A 15,555-nucleotide genomic window follows, 5' to 3' on the forward strand; every position below is an offset into this window, starting at 1 on the left:
AAAAACTCGGAAAATTTCTGAGCTTTATATCTTAACTCCTAGCGATCGCCTCAACAAAAATCAAGTTGAGACGCTCAAATACTTTGTAGCCTCAAGTCTAGATTTATGCAACGCCTGTTTTACAATAATTTTTAATTCTTACTTTTGGATTCTTTCAACTTGCTTTGGAGCTTTGATTTCAGTAAATAACTGGATTGCTCGATCTAAATTCATTTGACTTTCATCAGGCTTTGCCATTTTTTGATAAGTTAAACCCAATTGAAAATAAGCTTCAGCCAAGTCGCATTTAGCACCGATTTTTTCCAAAAGTTCGATTGCTTCTGTATGATTAGCAAGAGCTAATTCAAAATCTGCTTGATGTCGATGTATTTCTGCTAAACCATTAAGTGTTTTGGCTTTTACCTGCATATAGTGACTTTCTTCTGCAAAAGTCAAAGCTTGGTAAAACATTTGATTAGCTCGGTCAAAATCTCCTAAATTGACGTATGTTTGACCCAAGATTTGGATAAAATAAGCAAATCTGCCAGTCTGTTCTACTACTTTTGGATTTGTGATATTTTGATAAGCTACATCTGCTATTTGATAAGAAGCATCACGCAAACCTAAATAAGAATATACCAAAGCTAAACACACTGAAGCTTTTTCTGCCCAGCGATGATGCTTAGTATTTTGAGCGAGATAAATTACTTGTTGAAATAACTTTGCGGCTGCTTCTAGTTCCCACAAATCTATTTGATAAAGACCAATACTTAATAAAGAATCTACCTCAAGCATCCTGAGATAGTAAACTGTATGCTTATTTTCTGGCTGAGGTACAAGAGATTTGAGTGCTTGGGTTGCTAAATTAATAGTCTTTTCTTGACAGGCGATCGCTTGACTAATTTTACCTGTTATCCAGTAGAAATCGCCTAATATATTGTAAAGTTCGCTGAGATTTTGGCGATTCTCTAGATTATTCACAACTCGATTAATTGCCGTAAGTATAGGTTGAATTAAACCCATACGATACAGCGTACTTCCAAGAGGTAAAAACTGCTGCCATTGATTATTTCGGCTTTTGAGAATAATCTTTCCTGCTAACTCAAATTCCTGAATTTCGATGTAGTGATAATATGCTTCTAGAGCTTGCAAAGCATCTTTGAAAGTTTCAATTTTTTTAATACTATCTGTCCAAAATTCTGCGGCTTTGTTGTTGGTAATTTCCCATTCATCGCTGGGGCGCAAACGAGCGATCGCTTCTTTTTGAATCACTGGATGCAGCCAATATTTACCTTTATCGCACTCTATCAAAGACCGATTTCTTAAGGAAGTAATAATTTGACGATGTTGGTCGGGTGGAACATCCCAAAGCAAACAAAATAAACCTTGAGATGAGATACTGGGTATATCTTGATAGCGATAACATCCCAAACGACAAAGCAAACGATAAGCTTGGGGGTCGAGATTTTGTAAACGATTAATTTGACTAACTGCTAAATTTTTTAAATCGGTTGCGGCTAGAGGATCGGCATGATTTTCTTGCCAATAAGCAGCCATATCGCCGTCAAAATCCTCTTGAATCGAACCACAGAGAATCCCCATTGCTTTAGCATTCCCGCCATAAGTGCGATGCATGATTTCTAAAGTTGGCGAATCTATGGATAATCCACGGTTGCTAAAAAACTGTTGCCATGCACTTTTATCCAAACCAGGAAGCCGATAGTGATTCACATTTAGCCCAGGCTCGCAAAGGCGATCGCGGCTAGTAATTAGAGTCACAGATTGCACCCTAGCATCAGCTAAAATCCGTAATAGCTCTACATAGTTGCGGTGCGAAGCAATCAACCCACCTTTACCATCTAATGCAGGTTCGAGATTGTCAATTAACACTCCAATCCGCCGATTGTGCAGTTGGCGTTTGAGTCGTGCCAAACTGACGCCAAATTCTACCCCAGGTTCTTCATTAAAATCTTGTTTGAGCCATTCCTCTACAACTCGTTCGGCGGGAGTGATGTTTTGCATTTCCTTCGCCATCAGCAGTTCCAAAACAAACTCAAAATCCTGAGTTTGGAGATATTGCTGCGCCAGAGTAGTTTTGCCTAAACCGCCTTCACCTTGAATGACAATGACTTTCGAGCCTTGATTTACCAAAGAATTCAGGTGAGCGATCGCTTCTGTTCGTCCAATAAAATTGGTATCCTCTAATTTTGGGGCGGCGTGTGGCGTTCTAGAGTAATCAATCAGACTGGATATCGTATTGCTTTTTCTCAGAACCCGTTCCAAAGTAGCGCGACAATTACTTTTGGTAATCTTCTGGCGCAGTACCTTAGAAAGCAACTTCCACAACTGAGAACCAGCATCCTTAGCGTGTCCTTCCGTACAACCGTAAGAACGAGCGATATCCAAGTATTTCCTACCCAACCAAACTTGCCCAAGAATAACTTTTTGCAAATCGCTCAACCGTTCCCCGGTTTGAGCAGGAACTATGGTGTCTAACCATGCTAATGCTGCTTGGGCGTCCATTTGTAACAACTAGGATAGTTCAGACTTTAGAGACAACTATAAATCACTCTACAGTTATGCTTGTCAAATTTTCGGATAAGATTTTGTAAATCCGACTTTTTTCCCGACTTTTTCGACCTTGGTTCAAAAGCGAAACTATAAAAGCCTTGCGGTCTAATAAAATAAAAAGGAATCAGAATTCAGAATAGGCAAGCTTTGAAACCAATATTTCAGACGCTACCGGACTCGCTACCCCTGCGCTATCATCCAGTTAGACTACTATTTATTCTGACTTCTGAATTCTGAGTTCTAAATTCTTCTTCATATTAGGTCACCTCAGCACCATCATTACTTATGGTGAAATCAGACCCCCGTCAATCTTTGCCTAGCAGTGCTGAACTTCCTTGTTCAGACGATACGCCAGTGGATAACGAAGACCAGAATTTTATTCCCAATCTACTTTTGTTCTTGCTGCAATATATTTGGGCAGACCGTAATGATTGGTTTTTCAGCGTTGATATGGGCGTTTACCATACCACAGGCGTCAGCCCACTTGTGCCAATTGTTCCAGACGGATTTTTGAGCTTGGGTGTAGAACGCCGCAAAGCAGGTAAATCGCGTAAGAGTTATGTCCTTTGGGAAGAAAACGAAATTCCACCCATTCTTGCTTTAGAAATTGTCTCTTTAACTCCTGGTGGAGAATATGACAAGAAATTAGACACTTATGCCAAGTTAGGGGTACTTTACTACGTTATTTATAATCCAGAGTATTGGCAAAGAGACCGTCGCCAACCTTTTGAGGTTTATCGCTTAGTAGATGGTAGCTATCAACTACAAATTGGCGAACCTTTTTGGATGCCAGAAATCGGTTTAGGAATTGGTAGAGGGCAATACGTATCTGGTAATATCCCGCGTCAGGTTTTGTATTGGTATGACCGACAAGGAAAGCGCTATCTGACACCAGAAGAACAATTAGAATTAGCCCAACAACAACTTGAGCGTTATCGTCAACAATTTGGGGAACTATCATAAGACTAAGTAGCTTTTATTACTGAAGATAAAATTTTTACGGTTTGCCAAGCATTACATTGTTAGAATGTAATACCAATTCTGTATGAAGATGCATTTAATTTTTTTAACGAACCGCCAAGTACGCCAAGAGCGCCAAGAGCGCCAAGGTAAGAGTTTGAAAGAGTTTGGCGCAGCTTCACAAAGAAACGGTATAACAATTGAATCTAATTTCAAACTAGAGAATAAAAATTAAATGACTACTTATTTAAGTACTAACTATCAATTTAAACCGTATAAAAAAGTAATGCTATTTATTGATGGTGAGAATTTAGTTTGTCGTTATCAGGCAATGATTACTCAAGGTTCTGTTCCTAAACAACCTGAAATACACTTTCACTATAAAGATGTTTATATTTGGACGCCTCTCAAAAATTTTATAGAAGAGCTTGAATATCATAATGAGATTATAAGAGCTTACTATTATACTTCACTAGTTGGTGATGATCGTAAGCTTAATAGTGTCTTTGATAATCTAAAAAACATACAAATATTAGCAGGTAAAGCTCAAACACTTTATCCAGTTATTTTTAAAAAAACTAAACAAGAGATTAAATCTAAAGGTGTAGATATACAAATGACAGTTGATATACTGAGCCATGTTTACCAAAATAATATTGATACAGTTTTTTTATTATCTGGGGATGGTGACTACTTACCTGTCGTTAAAGAAGTTATTAGTAAAGGGAAAAGAATTTTAATTGGAGCTTTTTCCAATGGTTTCAACTCTAATTTAATTCAATTAGCAGATGCAGTAATTAATTTAGATACTGTTTTCTTTAACTGATATCCTTTTTTTATCATTTTTGAAATTTAGATCTGTAATGGTGATATATGTTTTATAAGCGTTCATGATTTATCCTGTTACTCAACTTTTATTTACCCTTGTTCTAACAATTTCGCCACATTCTCTGCAATTCTCTCTTTTAAGTTTATAACGCCCTAGAAGAGTGAGGTTTTAAACACAAATTTTCTATAACCAACTTTTTCCCCGACTTTTGTAACTACATCGGATAAAACTCCCTACTTTCGCCGACTGACAAAACAAAGTGCGATCGCTTAGGCTATTGGGCAAAGAGATAAAAAGTAAAGTATAAAAATTATGCTTCACACCCTCAGCCCAGTTATACAAGACTCAGCACCTCAAAGCTATCCCAGTCCTGGCTATTTCCAAACACAGCAGCGCATTCGTTACCTGGTAGATAGATATGTTGCAGCTGAAAAACTACACGATCGCTTGCAAGATTTACCGATACAGTTTCAAAATCCCCAACCGCGTCCTTGGAAACTCATCGACTGGCAAACAATTAATCGCAATCAAATCATCGGCATAGAACCAGAAGTATTTTTGTCGATTTTGATAGGTGCAATGGATACAGAAGCCCCCATTCGCGGCTACACACAAACCAGTCGGCAGTATTTAGAAAAATTGCATCCTCAGATGGCGCGGTTTGTTGGCGGAACAGTCAGCGAAGACGACAACCTTTTAGAACTTGGCTTATGGGAAAAAGAAGAACGCCAGCACACACCAGCATTAATTAAGGTTTACACCCAACTTACAGGCGAGAAAATTACCGCCAAACATCGCACAGTTCGAGGCTACCTCCCGACAGATGATCCTTACGAAGATTTATATCGCCACGGCTTACACCGCATTGCTACAGAATACGGTGCAACCTGTCTTTATCTTTGGCTAATGGCTCATACCACAGGCGCACTCCACGACGTTCTCGAAGAACTAGCACAAGACGAAATCAATCACATGACGAAATTCTGGGGCTTTGGAGTTTGGGCTTTCCCAGATACAGGGTTAATCAGAATTGGACGCACCCTCATCAAAACCCGTTCTCAAAACTATCAGCGCAACAACCTCATACGTACCCTCCGCCGTATGATGGCTACCCTCAACTGGAACGCCTGGTCATTAACCAACAAAACCACCCTCCTTTTCACCTTCACCTACACAATGCATCGCCTGTGGACTTGGAACAACACCCTCACCCCAAAATACCTACAAACTTTATTTGAAATTAGTCATTAGTCATTGGTTATTAGTCATTAACAAATAACAAATGACAAAGGACAAATCACAAAGGACAAATGACAAATCACAAAGGACAAATGACAAAGGACAAATCACAAATAACAAATGACAAATCACAAATGACAAAGGACAAATCACAAAGGACAAATCACAAATGACAAATGACAAATCACAATTACCCACCGACTTAAACCCCCAACTCCTACCCCACCACATCGCCGTCATCATGGATGGTAACGGCCGATGGGCAACCAAGCGAGGCTTACCCCGCATCGCCGGACATCGCCAAGGAGCAAAAACCCTTAAAGAACTGTTACGTTGCTGCAAACATTGGGGAATCAGAGCATTAACAGCCTACGCCTTCTCAACAGAAAATTGGCAGCGTCCCGTTGAAGAAGTAAATTTTCTGATGCTTTTGTTTGAGCGATTACTCCACCGCGAGTTAGCACAGATGCATCAAGAAGGAGTCCGAATTTCATTTATTGGAGATTTATCAGTTCTACCCAAATCTCTGCAAAGCCAAATGCAACGTTCAATGGCAGAAACGTTAAACAATCAGGCAATACACTTTACCGTTGCAGTCAATTACGGTAGCCGCAACGAAATTACAAAAGTCTGCCGTCAAGTAGCCGAACTAGTAGAACAAGGCGAACTCAGCGCCGAACAAGTAAATGAAAGCCTGATCGAGAAACACCTCTACACCGCAGATACCCCCGAACCAGATTTGCTGATTCGTACTAGCGGTGAAATGCGGTTGAGTAATTTCTTGTTGTGGCAAATGGCCTATACAGAAATGTATTTTACTGATATCCTTTGGCCAGATTTTGACACAGAAGCATTGCATCAGGCTTTGTTGAGTTACCAAAAGCGCGATCGCCGTTTTGGTCAAGTTAAAACTTCAATCTCAGCTTAGTACGCACAAGTTCTCCTTACACTTCCCCGAAAGGGGACTAAAACTTTGAGTAATTTTTCTGCCGTTCATATCATTTAGTAAGTTGGTGCTTTAAAAATCAGTAAATCTATGTAATTTTACTAAGCTAACTGAATCATATTTATCATTTATATCAAAAACCAGACTTTTTGGGGTTTTATCTCGTAAACCTCGTTTTTTATCCCAAAAGTCCGGTTTTTTAGTTTGTGGAAAATAATCCTAAACCACGTTTACTTGAAATTCCTAGTTTCTTCTAATCGGATTTTATTCCCAAATCCTGCACCCTTCCCTGTTCGCTTTTGCCTATTCCCTTTTAAAAACCTCCAGTTATCAACTTGGAAGAGGTTTAAATATTAATTCTTAATAAATATACTACTTAATATTTGTTTGCCAAAATGATATCTCTCAATTGAGATATTTATCCCAAAATATATTTTAATATATAAACTGCAATAATTAAGCCAAAAAGACTTATGGTAATGTTTTCGCAAATATTAATTTTCTAATACTGGCGATCGTAGAGAATATAAATAAATATTATAAATAAAAATATGGAAAAAAATGGTATCAGTGCTAGCCTTTCAACTGAAAACCTAACCTTTCGTCCAGGCGATACTCCTGCGTCATTTGAGGTAACTGTCAATAATGACAGCGATCGCTTTGTAAATTTTCAGATAGAAATTACCGCAGCCGGAGAAACTCGCAACCCAGGATATCGCTGGTATGGGCTTCAACCAGAAGTGGCAGCAGCTAAGCCACCGGGCAGTAGTACAATATTCCAAGTCTTGATTTTCAATACACCCATAGTCGGATTTGTCGGCACTGTTAACCTGATGGTGAAGATTTTTTCACCACAATTAGCACAACAATGCAGACTTGTGCTGCGCCTAAAAATTGAGCGAGACAATAGACCAACACATTTAAGTTTAGAATTACCCGTGCGAGAGTTCCAAGTTTATCCTCGCAATTCTGTAGATATACCAGTCAGGGTGCGGAATTTAAGCCAACAACCAACAAATGTGGTGCTACGTTTTACAGGCGTCGATCCCTCTTGGGTGACTAACAGTGCAGAACGACGATTAGCTGTAGAACCTGGTGGTTTAGCAGAAGTCACATTCCAATGCCAACCTCCTTCTGTCGTTCAAGCACCGAGTCAAAACTATCCTTTTGTCATTGAAGCTGTTAGCAATAATGGTTACCCAACTAGTATTCAAGGCAATATTGAAGTTTTGCCTGTGGGTTTTGTAGAATTTAGCGTTACAGAAAAACAGCTAAAAATTCCTAATAAATCGGCATGGTTACCTGATTGGAAAACTAATACAGCCGCTTTTGAATTGCTATTTAAAAATGCTAGTAACTTAAATCAGCAACTCGATGTGCAAGTTCAAGGTAGAGATGAACGAAAATGTAGTTTTAAAAAGCTGCCTGAAATCGCCAATTTAAATTTAGGAGAAACAACAAAAGTTATTCTCGATGTTAAAACAAAACGTCCTTGGGTAGGAATAGGCAAAACTTTGTTGCTGGAGGCTAAATCAGAGTTATCCGACCAACGTCTAGGTAGTACAGACCCCGCCACCCAGACATTAGAAGTGCGGGTTTTGCCGATTATACCTCTGTGGTTACAATTAGCGGCGATCGCCGCCCTTGCAGCACTGATAGCATGGATAATACAACCAAGGGGCGTCATGCATACGCGTTCTGTAAACTCAGTGCGTTTCAGTGGCATTGGTTTGTCTGTTGTCAGTGGTTCAGATGATTGCACATTAAGACTTTGGAGCATCGGCAGCGATCGCTTAGACCCCGATGACAGAGTAACATATACCGGGCAGCCTCTGGCTTGCGATAAAGCGCAACAGCCAAAAGGTCTAATGGCTATTACCGATGACGCCGTAGAAGTCTTACGCTTTATGCCATTAGAAAATAACCGTGTTGCTGTTGGTTTAGATAATGGTGTAATTGAACTTAGGGATGTACCCTCAGGTGCTAAGATTAGCCAACTTCAAGATTTTAAAGATCCAAAAGCAAAAGGCGATCGCGTTTTTGATTTAGCTTTTACCCCCAATTCTCTTAATTTATTTAGTGGTTATGGCAGTGGTAAAGTTAGATTATGGTCGAGACCAACGTCCAATACTGATTTTCTGCCAGAACCGCAAGCGATCGACGTACAAAGTAGATTAAAACTATCAGGTTTCCAAGTCCGCGCCTTAACTCTCAGTCCAGATGCCACAACTGTTGTAATTGCTGGAAACTTTAAGCGCTTCATATTATGGCAGTGGAATCAAAATCAAACTAATAAACAATTTCCAGACTTATCAGTGCAAAATCTGGAAAAATTCGATGAAAGAGTCGGTCGTGAAGACTATATTTGGGCACTAGCTTTTGTGCCTAATTCGGCAGAAAAAATTCTCGCAACCTCTGATTCTGCGGGATACATTACGATTTGGAATTTAAATCGCTGCCAAATTTTGAAAAATCCCCAAGTACAACTAAATGAACTCAATTGCCAACCACTAGACCGCTGGTCAGCCTCGAAAACATCTGTGCGTAGTCTGGCATTTAGTGAAGATGGTAATCTGCTAGTAAGCGGTGGCGATGATGGACGAGTAGTTGTTTGGTATTTAACCCCAGAACATCTACTAGATAAAGCAAAAGCAGCAGAAGGTCAAACAATTTATCAAACCTCAAAAAAAATCAATAGTATCGACTTGAAAACTAATCAAGGAACCATGATTGTGAGTGGCAGTGAAGATTTTCAGGTCAAACTACACCGCATCAAATAAGGGAGTCGAGACATGCAAGCTAAATTCAACCCACTACAAGTTTATATCAACCCACCCGATATTCAATTTGGGATGCCAGGAGATACCGTTGTTCTCTATGTAATTGTGAGCAATCAGGGAGATAGAAGTGCGGTTATTGACTTATATTTTGTTTTTGATGAGGTATTTCAAAATTTAACAGGCTGGTCTAGTTCTCCTAGAGAAAGCTTAGCATTAGATTCAGGGCAAAATAGCGACGAAGTAGTATTTGAATTTCAAATTGCCCCTGATGCTTTCGTAGGAACTTATGACTATACCCTAGTTGTAGACTCTCCTCTTCATTATCCCCAAGATACTCCTCTAAGTTTCCCGAATAAAATTAAGGTTCTACAAAAAGAACAGACTGCAATTCGGCTCAACGACCCGACATTTTTCATTAGACCTAACACTAACCCCAACAAACAATTAATTTTTAATTTTAGCGAACCTTTACAAGTTGAGGTAATAGTTGATAATCGTTCTGCTCGTGTAGACCGTTTTCGCTTGACTTGCCCAGATTTAGACGATGACTGGTTCACAATTAATTATCCCGCAACTGGATTCGAGGGACAAGGGCTAGTATCTGACGTAACCGCACTCGAACTCAACCCTGGTACTCAAGGTCAAATATTGTTGAAATTTCATCCACCTGCGGATACTTTAGCTGGAAATTATTCTCCAACAATTCGCTTGTATTCGGAAAACTCTCCAGATTTAGTGCTACTGGATTTGGTATACATTCAAATTCCCACAAATTATCGCTTAGATATAGAACTTAATACCATCTTGGGACAAGTTAGCCGTAGCCTTGGTAAGTATGAATTATCACTAGCTAACCGAGGTAATATTGTCCGCGAACTAATATTGAGCTTAAAAAATCGAGACGAAGAACAACTTTATACTTATAGTTTCGATCCTACTGAGGTGAGATTATTACCTAGTAGAAGTGCGATCGCCAATTTAACGGTCAAACCTAGACCTTGGTGGCGACGACCGTGGTTTGGTACAGGATTAATTGTCAACTTTAAAATTGAGATTCAAGATCAACAAAGTTTACCTTTACCTAACACATTCCCCCAAGGAACATTGGTATGGAAACCTCGTCCTTGGTGGCAATTTCTCCTGTTGCTTTTAGGAATTCTAGGTTTATTGGGAGGGCTAGGCTTTATTATTTGGCGAATTTTAAATCCCGAACCTTTGAGATTGGAATCTTTCGATCCCACTAACTCTCGAATTACTGAAGGCGATGAGGTAGCCTTGAATTGGAAAATTCAACAATATAAACAGTTGCAAAAGTTAATTATCACAACTAAAGGTTCACAACCGATTGAACCGATTACTTATGATTTCAGCAATGGTATTCCTGAACCACTAAGTAAAGGAGCCGGCGATCGAATACCTCCTTGTCAGGTGCGAGAAAAACAAGAACTCATTTGTAGCAATGTAAAAACTGGAGTGAAGACCAAAGGTAGTTATACTTTTGAATTACAAGCTTTTTATCGTAATAATATACAATTCTCTCGAAAAGAGCAAGTAGCAAGCAAAACAACTCAAGTAGAAATAGCTGAGAAACCCATTGCCCAAGTGATTAACTTTCAAGCAGATAAAACACAATATACAAAAGGTCAAAACATTCTTTTAAGTTGGGCAATTGACCGTCCTTTTCTCCTGGGACAAATTCAAATTACCGGCAGTGCAGATGATGGCACATCATACAGCGAACCAATTACTTATAAATTTAATAAAGGAAATATTACCGACCCGAAACTGCAAAAACTTTGCACGCAACAAAATCAACAACTGCAATGTGCAAATATTCCTCTCCTAGCATATAAAGCCGGTAAATTTGCTTTTGAAATCAAAGCTTTTCCTAATAATGGAAGTCAAAAAACTGATTCTAAAAAGACCGAATCTAAAATCGAAATATTACCAAAACCATTTAAGATAACCTCTTTCACAATCAACGGTAGCGAACAACCAAATTTAGAACTCAATGAAGGAACAACTGCTACTCTGCGTTGGAGAGTAGAAGGAGAAAAAGAAAACATTCAGGTTAAACTTCAGCCCTATGGGGACGTTGAACTAAGCGGCTCAAAGCAGCTTATAGTCAATCGAGCCTTTCCAACTCAAATTATACTGCAAGTTAATGATATATCTGGTAACCAGAAACCCCAGGAGAGAGGATTTGCAATCCAATTCATTCCAAAACCACAGCCTACTCCCATACCTCCCATTAACCCGATTCCACCTAATCTCCCACCCAGCAACCCCTTTAAGAGTCCTTTACCTCAGAGGTAATCGTCCAAAAAATTTGATAGTTTATACTTTTTGGGCTACATGAAAAGCAGAGATATACGAAAGTTGCAAACTACCTCCAAAATTATCTTCGATGCGATGCCTCAATGCTGAAAATAAACACTCTTTGGTATGTGGATCTAATTTTATGTATGCCGAGTAAGTGTTTAAAAGTGTTAAATATTCATCAACAGCGTAGGTTACTTCTGATATAATCTGCCCAGATTTTAGATCTTTGAATTGTCCCGAATCAATGGCCATGTTTCCTAATTCTCTCAAGATATATTCTTGAGTTGCTTGGTCTTCATAGCGATCGAGAGATGGAGTATGTAATTGATAGATTTCGGATAAATTTTGGTATACTTCGTAGCTAGGTTGAAGTTCTTTGTTCCACAACAAAATTAAATAGCCATTTTCTTTGAGAGCATTTGCGGCTTTGGGATATCCCACCTCCGGCGATATCCAATGAAAAGAACTCGCTGCTAAAACGGCATCAAATTCAAGTGGTTTAAGTTGCCACTCTTCAAAGGATGTGTTTTCAATCTTGACATTGGAATAGGTTTGACAATTGTATTGAGCTAGCTGAAAAAAATCTAGGTTGGGTTCCAAGCAAATCGTTGAGCAACCCAATTTAGCAAATGCTACCGTTGCAGTTCCAGGCCCGCAACCCAATTCTAGAATTTTTGATTCAGTAGAAAGTTGAGCAACTTCCACAACTTGCTCAATCAAAGCTTGAGGATAGCGAGGCCTTGCCTGATTATAAGCCTGTGCTGCCGGAGAATACCAATTTTTGCGCTGTTCGAGGTCTGTGCTAGAGTAGCTGATTATTGTTTGTTTTAAGTCTTTCATTTTTTCAAAAAGCCTCAGACTTGGCTTTTGATAGCTCAATTCCTAGTTTTATGAAAAGTTCGGCGTCTTTGCCCATTTGACAACAGTGGTTTTCGCAACGGTACTACCTCAGCTTCGCTACTTTCGCGTGCTACCCGAATCAGCAACCCAGCAGCTATCAAGCTAGCAATCATGGAATTACCACCATAACTAAACAACGGCAAGGGTAACCCAGTAGTTGGGAGAGAACCTGTAGCAACACCAATGTGCAGCAATGATTGTCCTACCATCAAAATCGTCACACCGATCGCCACCAATCGATGCACTGAATTTTTCGCCTTCAACGCCACCACTAATCCCAGAGTCGCAAATATCGCTAAAAGTGCCAACAGCACCATACTGCCAACAAAACCAAACTCTTCAGCAAACACAGCAAAAATAAAATCCGTGTCTTGAATTGGTAAATAAAACAGCTTTTGTTGGGAAAGCCCAAATCCGGCCCCCCAAGTTCTACCAGAACCAACAGCTAGTAGACTCTGCACCAACTGGTAACCATCTCCTGTTGCATCTGCCCAAGGATTGAGGAAGGACATCACTCGCTTACGCTGATATTCTTTGATACTAATACTCAGTAGCGCCAACAACACTCCACCGATCGCTGTCCCTCCCAAATACTTGTAAGGTAACCCACCCGCTAAGGCAATTAGCCAAATAGTCATACCACAAAGTGCTGTCGTACTTAAATTAGGCTGAGCAAGAATTCCTAAAAGTACTAGACCAAAAATCACCAGCCAACCGCAGCGAACCCGCCAACCAATTCGTTCCCAATTACCAAAAAGCCGCGCACTTTGCAGCACCAGAAAGGGTTTAATCAATTCCGAAGGTTGAATGGGAATTGGCCCGATCGCTATCCAACGCGCTGCATCAAAAGCCTTTTTTCCCAATCCAGGGATCAGCGTCACGAAAATCAATGTCAAAAACACCATCAAAAACCAATGGGATTGTCCCAAAATTTTCTGCAATGGCGAGTTAACAATAGTATTGAATCCGAATAAGGCAACTAAGACCCAAAGTAGCTGCCGTTTAAAGTAGTACAATCCATCGTCATGACGTGCGTCCGCAACGGGATAGGATGCTGAAAATAGCATAATCAAGCCGACGAACAGCCAAATGAATGTTAGCCAGCGCAACAACCGCGCTTCTAATGCCCAGTTGGAGACGGAATTATCGAAAAATGGAATCAGGTGGCGTAGATTCACGATCGCTATAGGTGAAAAGTTAAGAATTAAAAGTTAGGAATAAAACTCATAAATCATAACCCATAACTCAGTAATCTGATGCACCGTTTTTACAATACTAGGAGTGTAAGTTGCTACAGATACTCAAGCCTTAGCAATCAGTAATTGCCAGCTGTTTTTATATAGCGATCGCTAACTCCTGCTCAACCAATGCTACCAAAGCACCATCTATAGCAATTTGCATCCAGAAGCGGAATTTATCCAAAATGGTATAATATTCAAAAATCAAATAAAAATTTTAATATATCTAAAAAATAATTCGATCTTAAAAATAGCGAATTTCCAGCTAATGAAGTACAACAAATAGGTTTAGCAGCTAGGCATCAAACCTGTATTGCTTCAGAATTCTGAATTCTCAATTCAGAACTCTGAATTATAAATTCTGAGTTAACTGCTTGCTTTTTTACAGATAAAGGAATTTCAATCCAAAACTCAGTTCCTTGTCCTGGTTCTGATATACATTTGAGTGTTCCTCCGTGTTTTTCAACCACAATTTGATAGCTAATTGATAAACCCAATCCTGTACCTTTTCCAACAGGCTTAGTCGTAAAAAATGGATCGAATAGTCGTTCTTTCACTGCTTCTGGTATCCCTGAGCCATTATCAGCAATTCGGATCGCACAGTTAGTTCCAATTACTTCTGTAGTAATTGTAATAGTATTAGGATAAGCATGAATTTCTGCGATTCCTCGTTTACTGTTATGCTGATCGAGAGCATCGACGGCATTACTAATAATATTCATGAATACTTGGTTTAGTTGACCGGGGTAGCAATCTACTAAAGGCAAATTACCGTAATTTTTAACTATTTTGATACCAGGATGATCGACGCTGCTCTTGAAGCGATTTTGTAAAATCAGCAAAGTACTGTCCAATCCTTGGTGAATATCAACACTTTTCTTCTCCGCTTCATCAAGGCGCGAGAAATTCCTTAGAGACAAGACAATTTCTGATATTCTTTCGGCTCCTAATTCCATTGAATCGAGGATTTTGGGCAAATCTTCTAGTAAAAAATCTAACTCAATTTTCTCAATATATTTTTGAATTTCTGGCGTGGGATTGGCATAAAATTGCTGGTAAAGATGCACCAGCTTCAGCAAAGATTCCGTATAATCCTTTACAAATTTTATATTACCGTAAATAAAGTTAACGGGATTATTAATTTCATGAGCAACTCCCGCAACTAATTGCCCTAAACTAGACATTTTCTCAGCTTGAACTAATTGGGCTTGAGTTTGCTGGAGTTCCTTGAGGGAATTTTCCAATTTTTTAGCTTGAGCCTCAGCAATTTCCGCAAGATTTTCTTTAATTTGTAGGGCACTGCGTAGTTGCGTTCTTTGTTGTTTGAGTTCACCTGTTAACTTTTTGGCATCAGCCAAAGCAGTGTTCTGTGCTTGTAACAAAAACAGAAAATCAACAATTGGGTCGTGAATTGCAAAGTCTTTAAGCTTGATACCCAAAGGAGCAAGACTAGTCGTATCTGTAATCCAGGGAGAACCTAAAAAAAATATCACCTCCTGCTCTGGGTGATACATCATCTGACCTTTGAGCTGCATTCGATTGTGGAGAAATTCTAAGATAAACAGGGCACGAGACTGTTTACTAATAGAATCAAAATCCACCAAAATTTTTGGACGATTGATTTGGAAATGCTGCTCAATCAATTTATCAACTAGTGGTTCTGGACTAATACGTTCTAAAACATCGCCAGCTTGTACAATTTTGCGATCGCGGTTAAATACAAAATGGAAAGGAAAAGCTTTCGCCAGTAACTCTGGTGAAAGCGTAAGGTAAGGAGGAGCCATGTTCCTT

At 39.4% G+C, this 15,555-nt stretch carries 10 protein-coding genes; 6 read left to right on the forward strand and 4 right to left on the reverse strand.

The features are described 5' to 3' along the window. Nucleotides 1–138 precede the first annotated feature (138 nt). Nucleotides 139–2,502: a tetratricopeptide repeat protein gene (locus NSTC745_RS30915; protein WP_445634417.1), complete on the reverse strand. Its 2,364-nt coding sequence runs from the start codon at nucleotides 2,500–2,502 to the stop codon at nucleotides 139–141. A 333-nt stretch (nucleotides 2,503–2,835) separates the two neighbouring features. Here NSTC745_RS30915 and NSTC745_RS30920 point away from each other — a divergent pair, with 333 nt between their 5' ends. From NSTC745_RS30920 to NSTC745_RS30945, 6 genes are all read left to right on the forward strand, one after another. Then, nucleotides 2,836–3,513 (forward strand): Uma2 family endonuclease, encoded by a 678-nt coding sequence (locus NSTC745_RS30920; protein WP_445634418.1) that lies wholly within the window; start codon nucleotides 2,836–2,838, stop codon nucleotides 3,511–3,513. Between the two features lie 232 nt (nucleotides 3,514–3,745). After that, nucleotides 3,746–4,336 carry an NYN domain-containing protein gene (locus NSTC745_RS30925; protein ID WP_445634419.1) on the forward strand — a complete coding sequence of 197 codons (591 nt, stop codon included), beginning with the start codon at nucleotides 3,746–3,748 and terminating at the stop codon, nucleotides 4,334–4,336. A 315-nt stretch (nucleotides 4,337–4,651) separates the two neighbouring features. Continuing rightward, nucleotides 4,652–5,590, forward strand: coding sequence for a ferritin-like domain-containing protein (locus tag NSTC745_RS30930; protein ID WP_445634420.1), 939 nt, complete (start codon nucleotides 4,652–4,654; stop codon nucleotides 5,588–5,590). 157 nt (nucleotides 5,591–5,747) lie between these two features. Continuing rightward, the gene (locus NSTC745_RS30935) at nucleotides 5,748–6,506 is read left to right on the forward strand and encodes an isoprenyl transferase (RefSeq protein ID WP_445634421.1); all 759 of its coding nucleotides are present in this window, start codon (nucleotides 5,748–5,750) and stop codon (nucleotides 6,504–6,506) included. A gap of 569 nt (nucleotides 6,507–7,075) precedes the next feature. Continuing rightward, on the forward strand, nucleotides 7,076–9,304 hold the full coding sequence (locus tag NSTC745_RS30940; RefSeq protein ID WP_445634422.1) for a hypothetical protein: 2,229 nt from the start codon (nucleotides 7,076–7,078) through the stop codon (nucleotides 9,302–9,304). Between the two features lie 12 nt (nucleotides 9,305–9,316). Further along, nucleotides 9,317–11,620 (forward strand): COG1470 family protein, encoded by a 2,304-nt coding sequence (locus NSTC745_RS30945; RefSeq protein ID WP_445634423.1) that lies wholly within the window; start codon nucleotides 9,317–9,319, stop codon nucleotides 11,618–11,620. A gap of 21 nt (nucleotides 11,621–11,641) precedes the next feature. On the opposite strand, the gene NSTC745_RS30950 is transcribed toward NSTC745_RS30945, so the two are convergent. From NSTC745_RS30950 to NSTC745_RS30960, 3 genes are all read right to left on the reverse strand, one after another. Next, on the reverse strand, nucleotides 11,642–12,466 hold the full coding sequence (locus tag NSTC745_RS30950; RefSeq protein ID WP_445634424.1) for a class I SAM-dependent methyltransferase: 825 nt from the start codon (nucleotides 12,464–12,466) through the stop codon (nucleotides 11,642–11,644). Between the two features lie 35 nt (nucleotides 12,467–12,501). Then, nucleotides 12,502–13,704, reverse strand: a complete 1,203-nt coding sequence (locus NSTC745_RS30955) for an FtsW/RodA/SpoVE family cell cycle protein (RefSeq protein ID WP_445634425.1) — start codon at nucleotides 13,702–13,704, stop codon at nucleotides 12,502–12,504. A 362-nt stretch (nucleotides 13,705–14,066) separates the two neighbouring features. Next, the gene (locus NSTC745_RS30960) at nucleotides 14,067–15,548 is read right to left on the reverse strand and encodes a sensor histidine kinase (protein WP_445634426.1); all 1,482 of its coding nucleotides are present in this window, start codon (nucleotides 15,546–15,548) and stop codon (nucleotides 14,067–14,069) included. Nucleotides 15,549–15,555 lie beyond the last annotated feature (7 nt).

The sequence above is a fragment of the Nostoc sp. DSM 114161 genome, assembly GCF_052692665.1.

Bases quoted from the DNA above. Each gene is read 5' to 3' on its own strand.
- NSTC745_RS30915 (WP_445634417.1), bottom strand. From the start codon at position 2,502: ATGGACGCCCAAGCAGCATTAGCATGGTTAGACACCATAGTTCCTGCT.
- NSTC745_RS30920 (WP_445634418.1), top strand. From the start codon at position 2,836: ATGGTGAAATCAGACCCCCGTCAATCTTTGCCTAGCAGTGCTGAACTT.
- NSTC745_RS30925 (WP_445634419.1), top strand. From the start codon at position 3,746: ATGACTACTTATTTAAGTACTAACTATCAATTTAAACCGTATAAAAAA.
- NSTC745_RS30930 (WP_445634420.1), top strand. From the start codon at position 4,652: ATGCTTCACACCCTCAGCCCAGTTATACAAGACTCAGCACCTCAAAGC.
- NSTC745_RS30935 (WP_445634421.1), top strand. From the start codon at position 5,748: ATGACAAATGACAAATCACAATTACCCACCGACTTAAACCCCCAACTC.
- NSTC745_RS30940 (WP_445634422.1), top strand. From the start codon at position 7,076: ATGGAAAAAAATGGTATCAGTGCTAGCCTTTCAACTGAAAACCTAACC.
- NSTC745_RS30945 (WP_445634423.1), top strand. From the start codon at position 9,317: ATGCAAGCTAAATTCAACCCACTACAAGTTTATATCAACCCACCCGAT.
- NSTC745_RS30950 (WP_445634424.1), bottom strand. From the start codon at position 12,466: ATGAAAGACTTAAAACAAACAATAATCAGCTACTCTAGCACAGACCTC.
- NSTC745_RS30960 (WP_445634426.1), bottom strand. From the start codon at position 15,548: ATGGCTCCTCCTTACCTTACGCTTTCACCAGAGTTACTGGCGAAAGCT.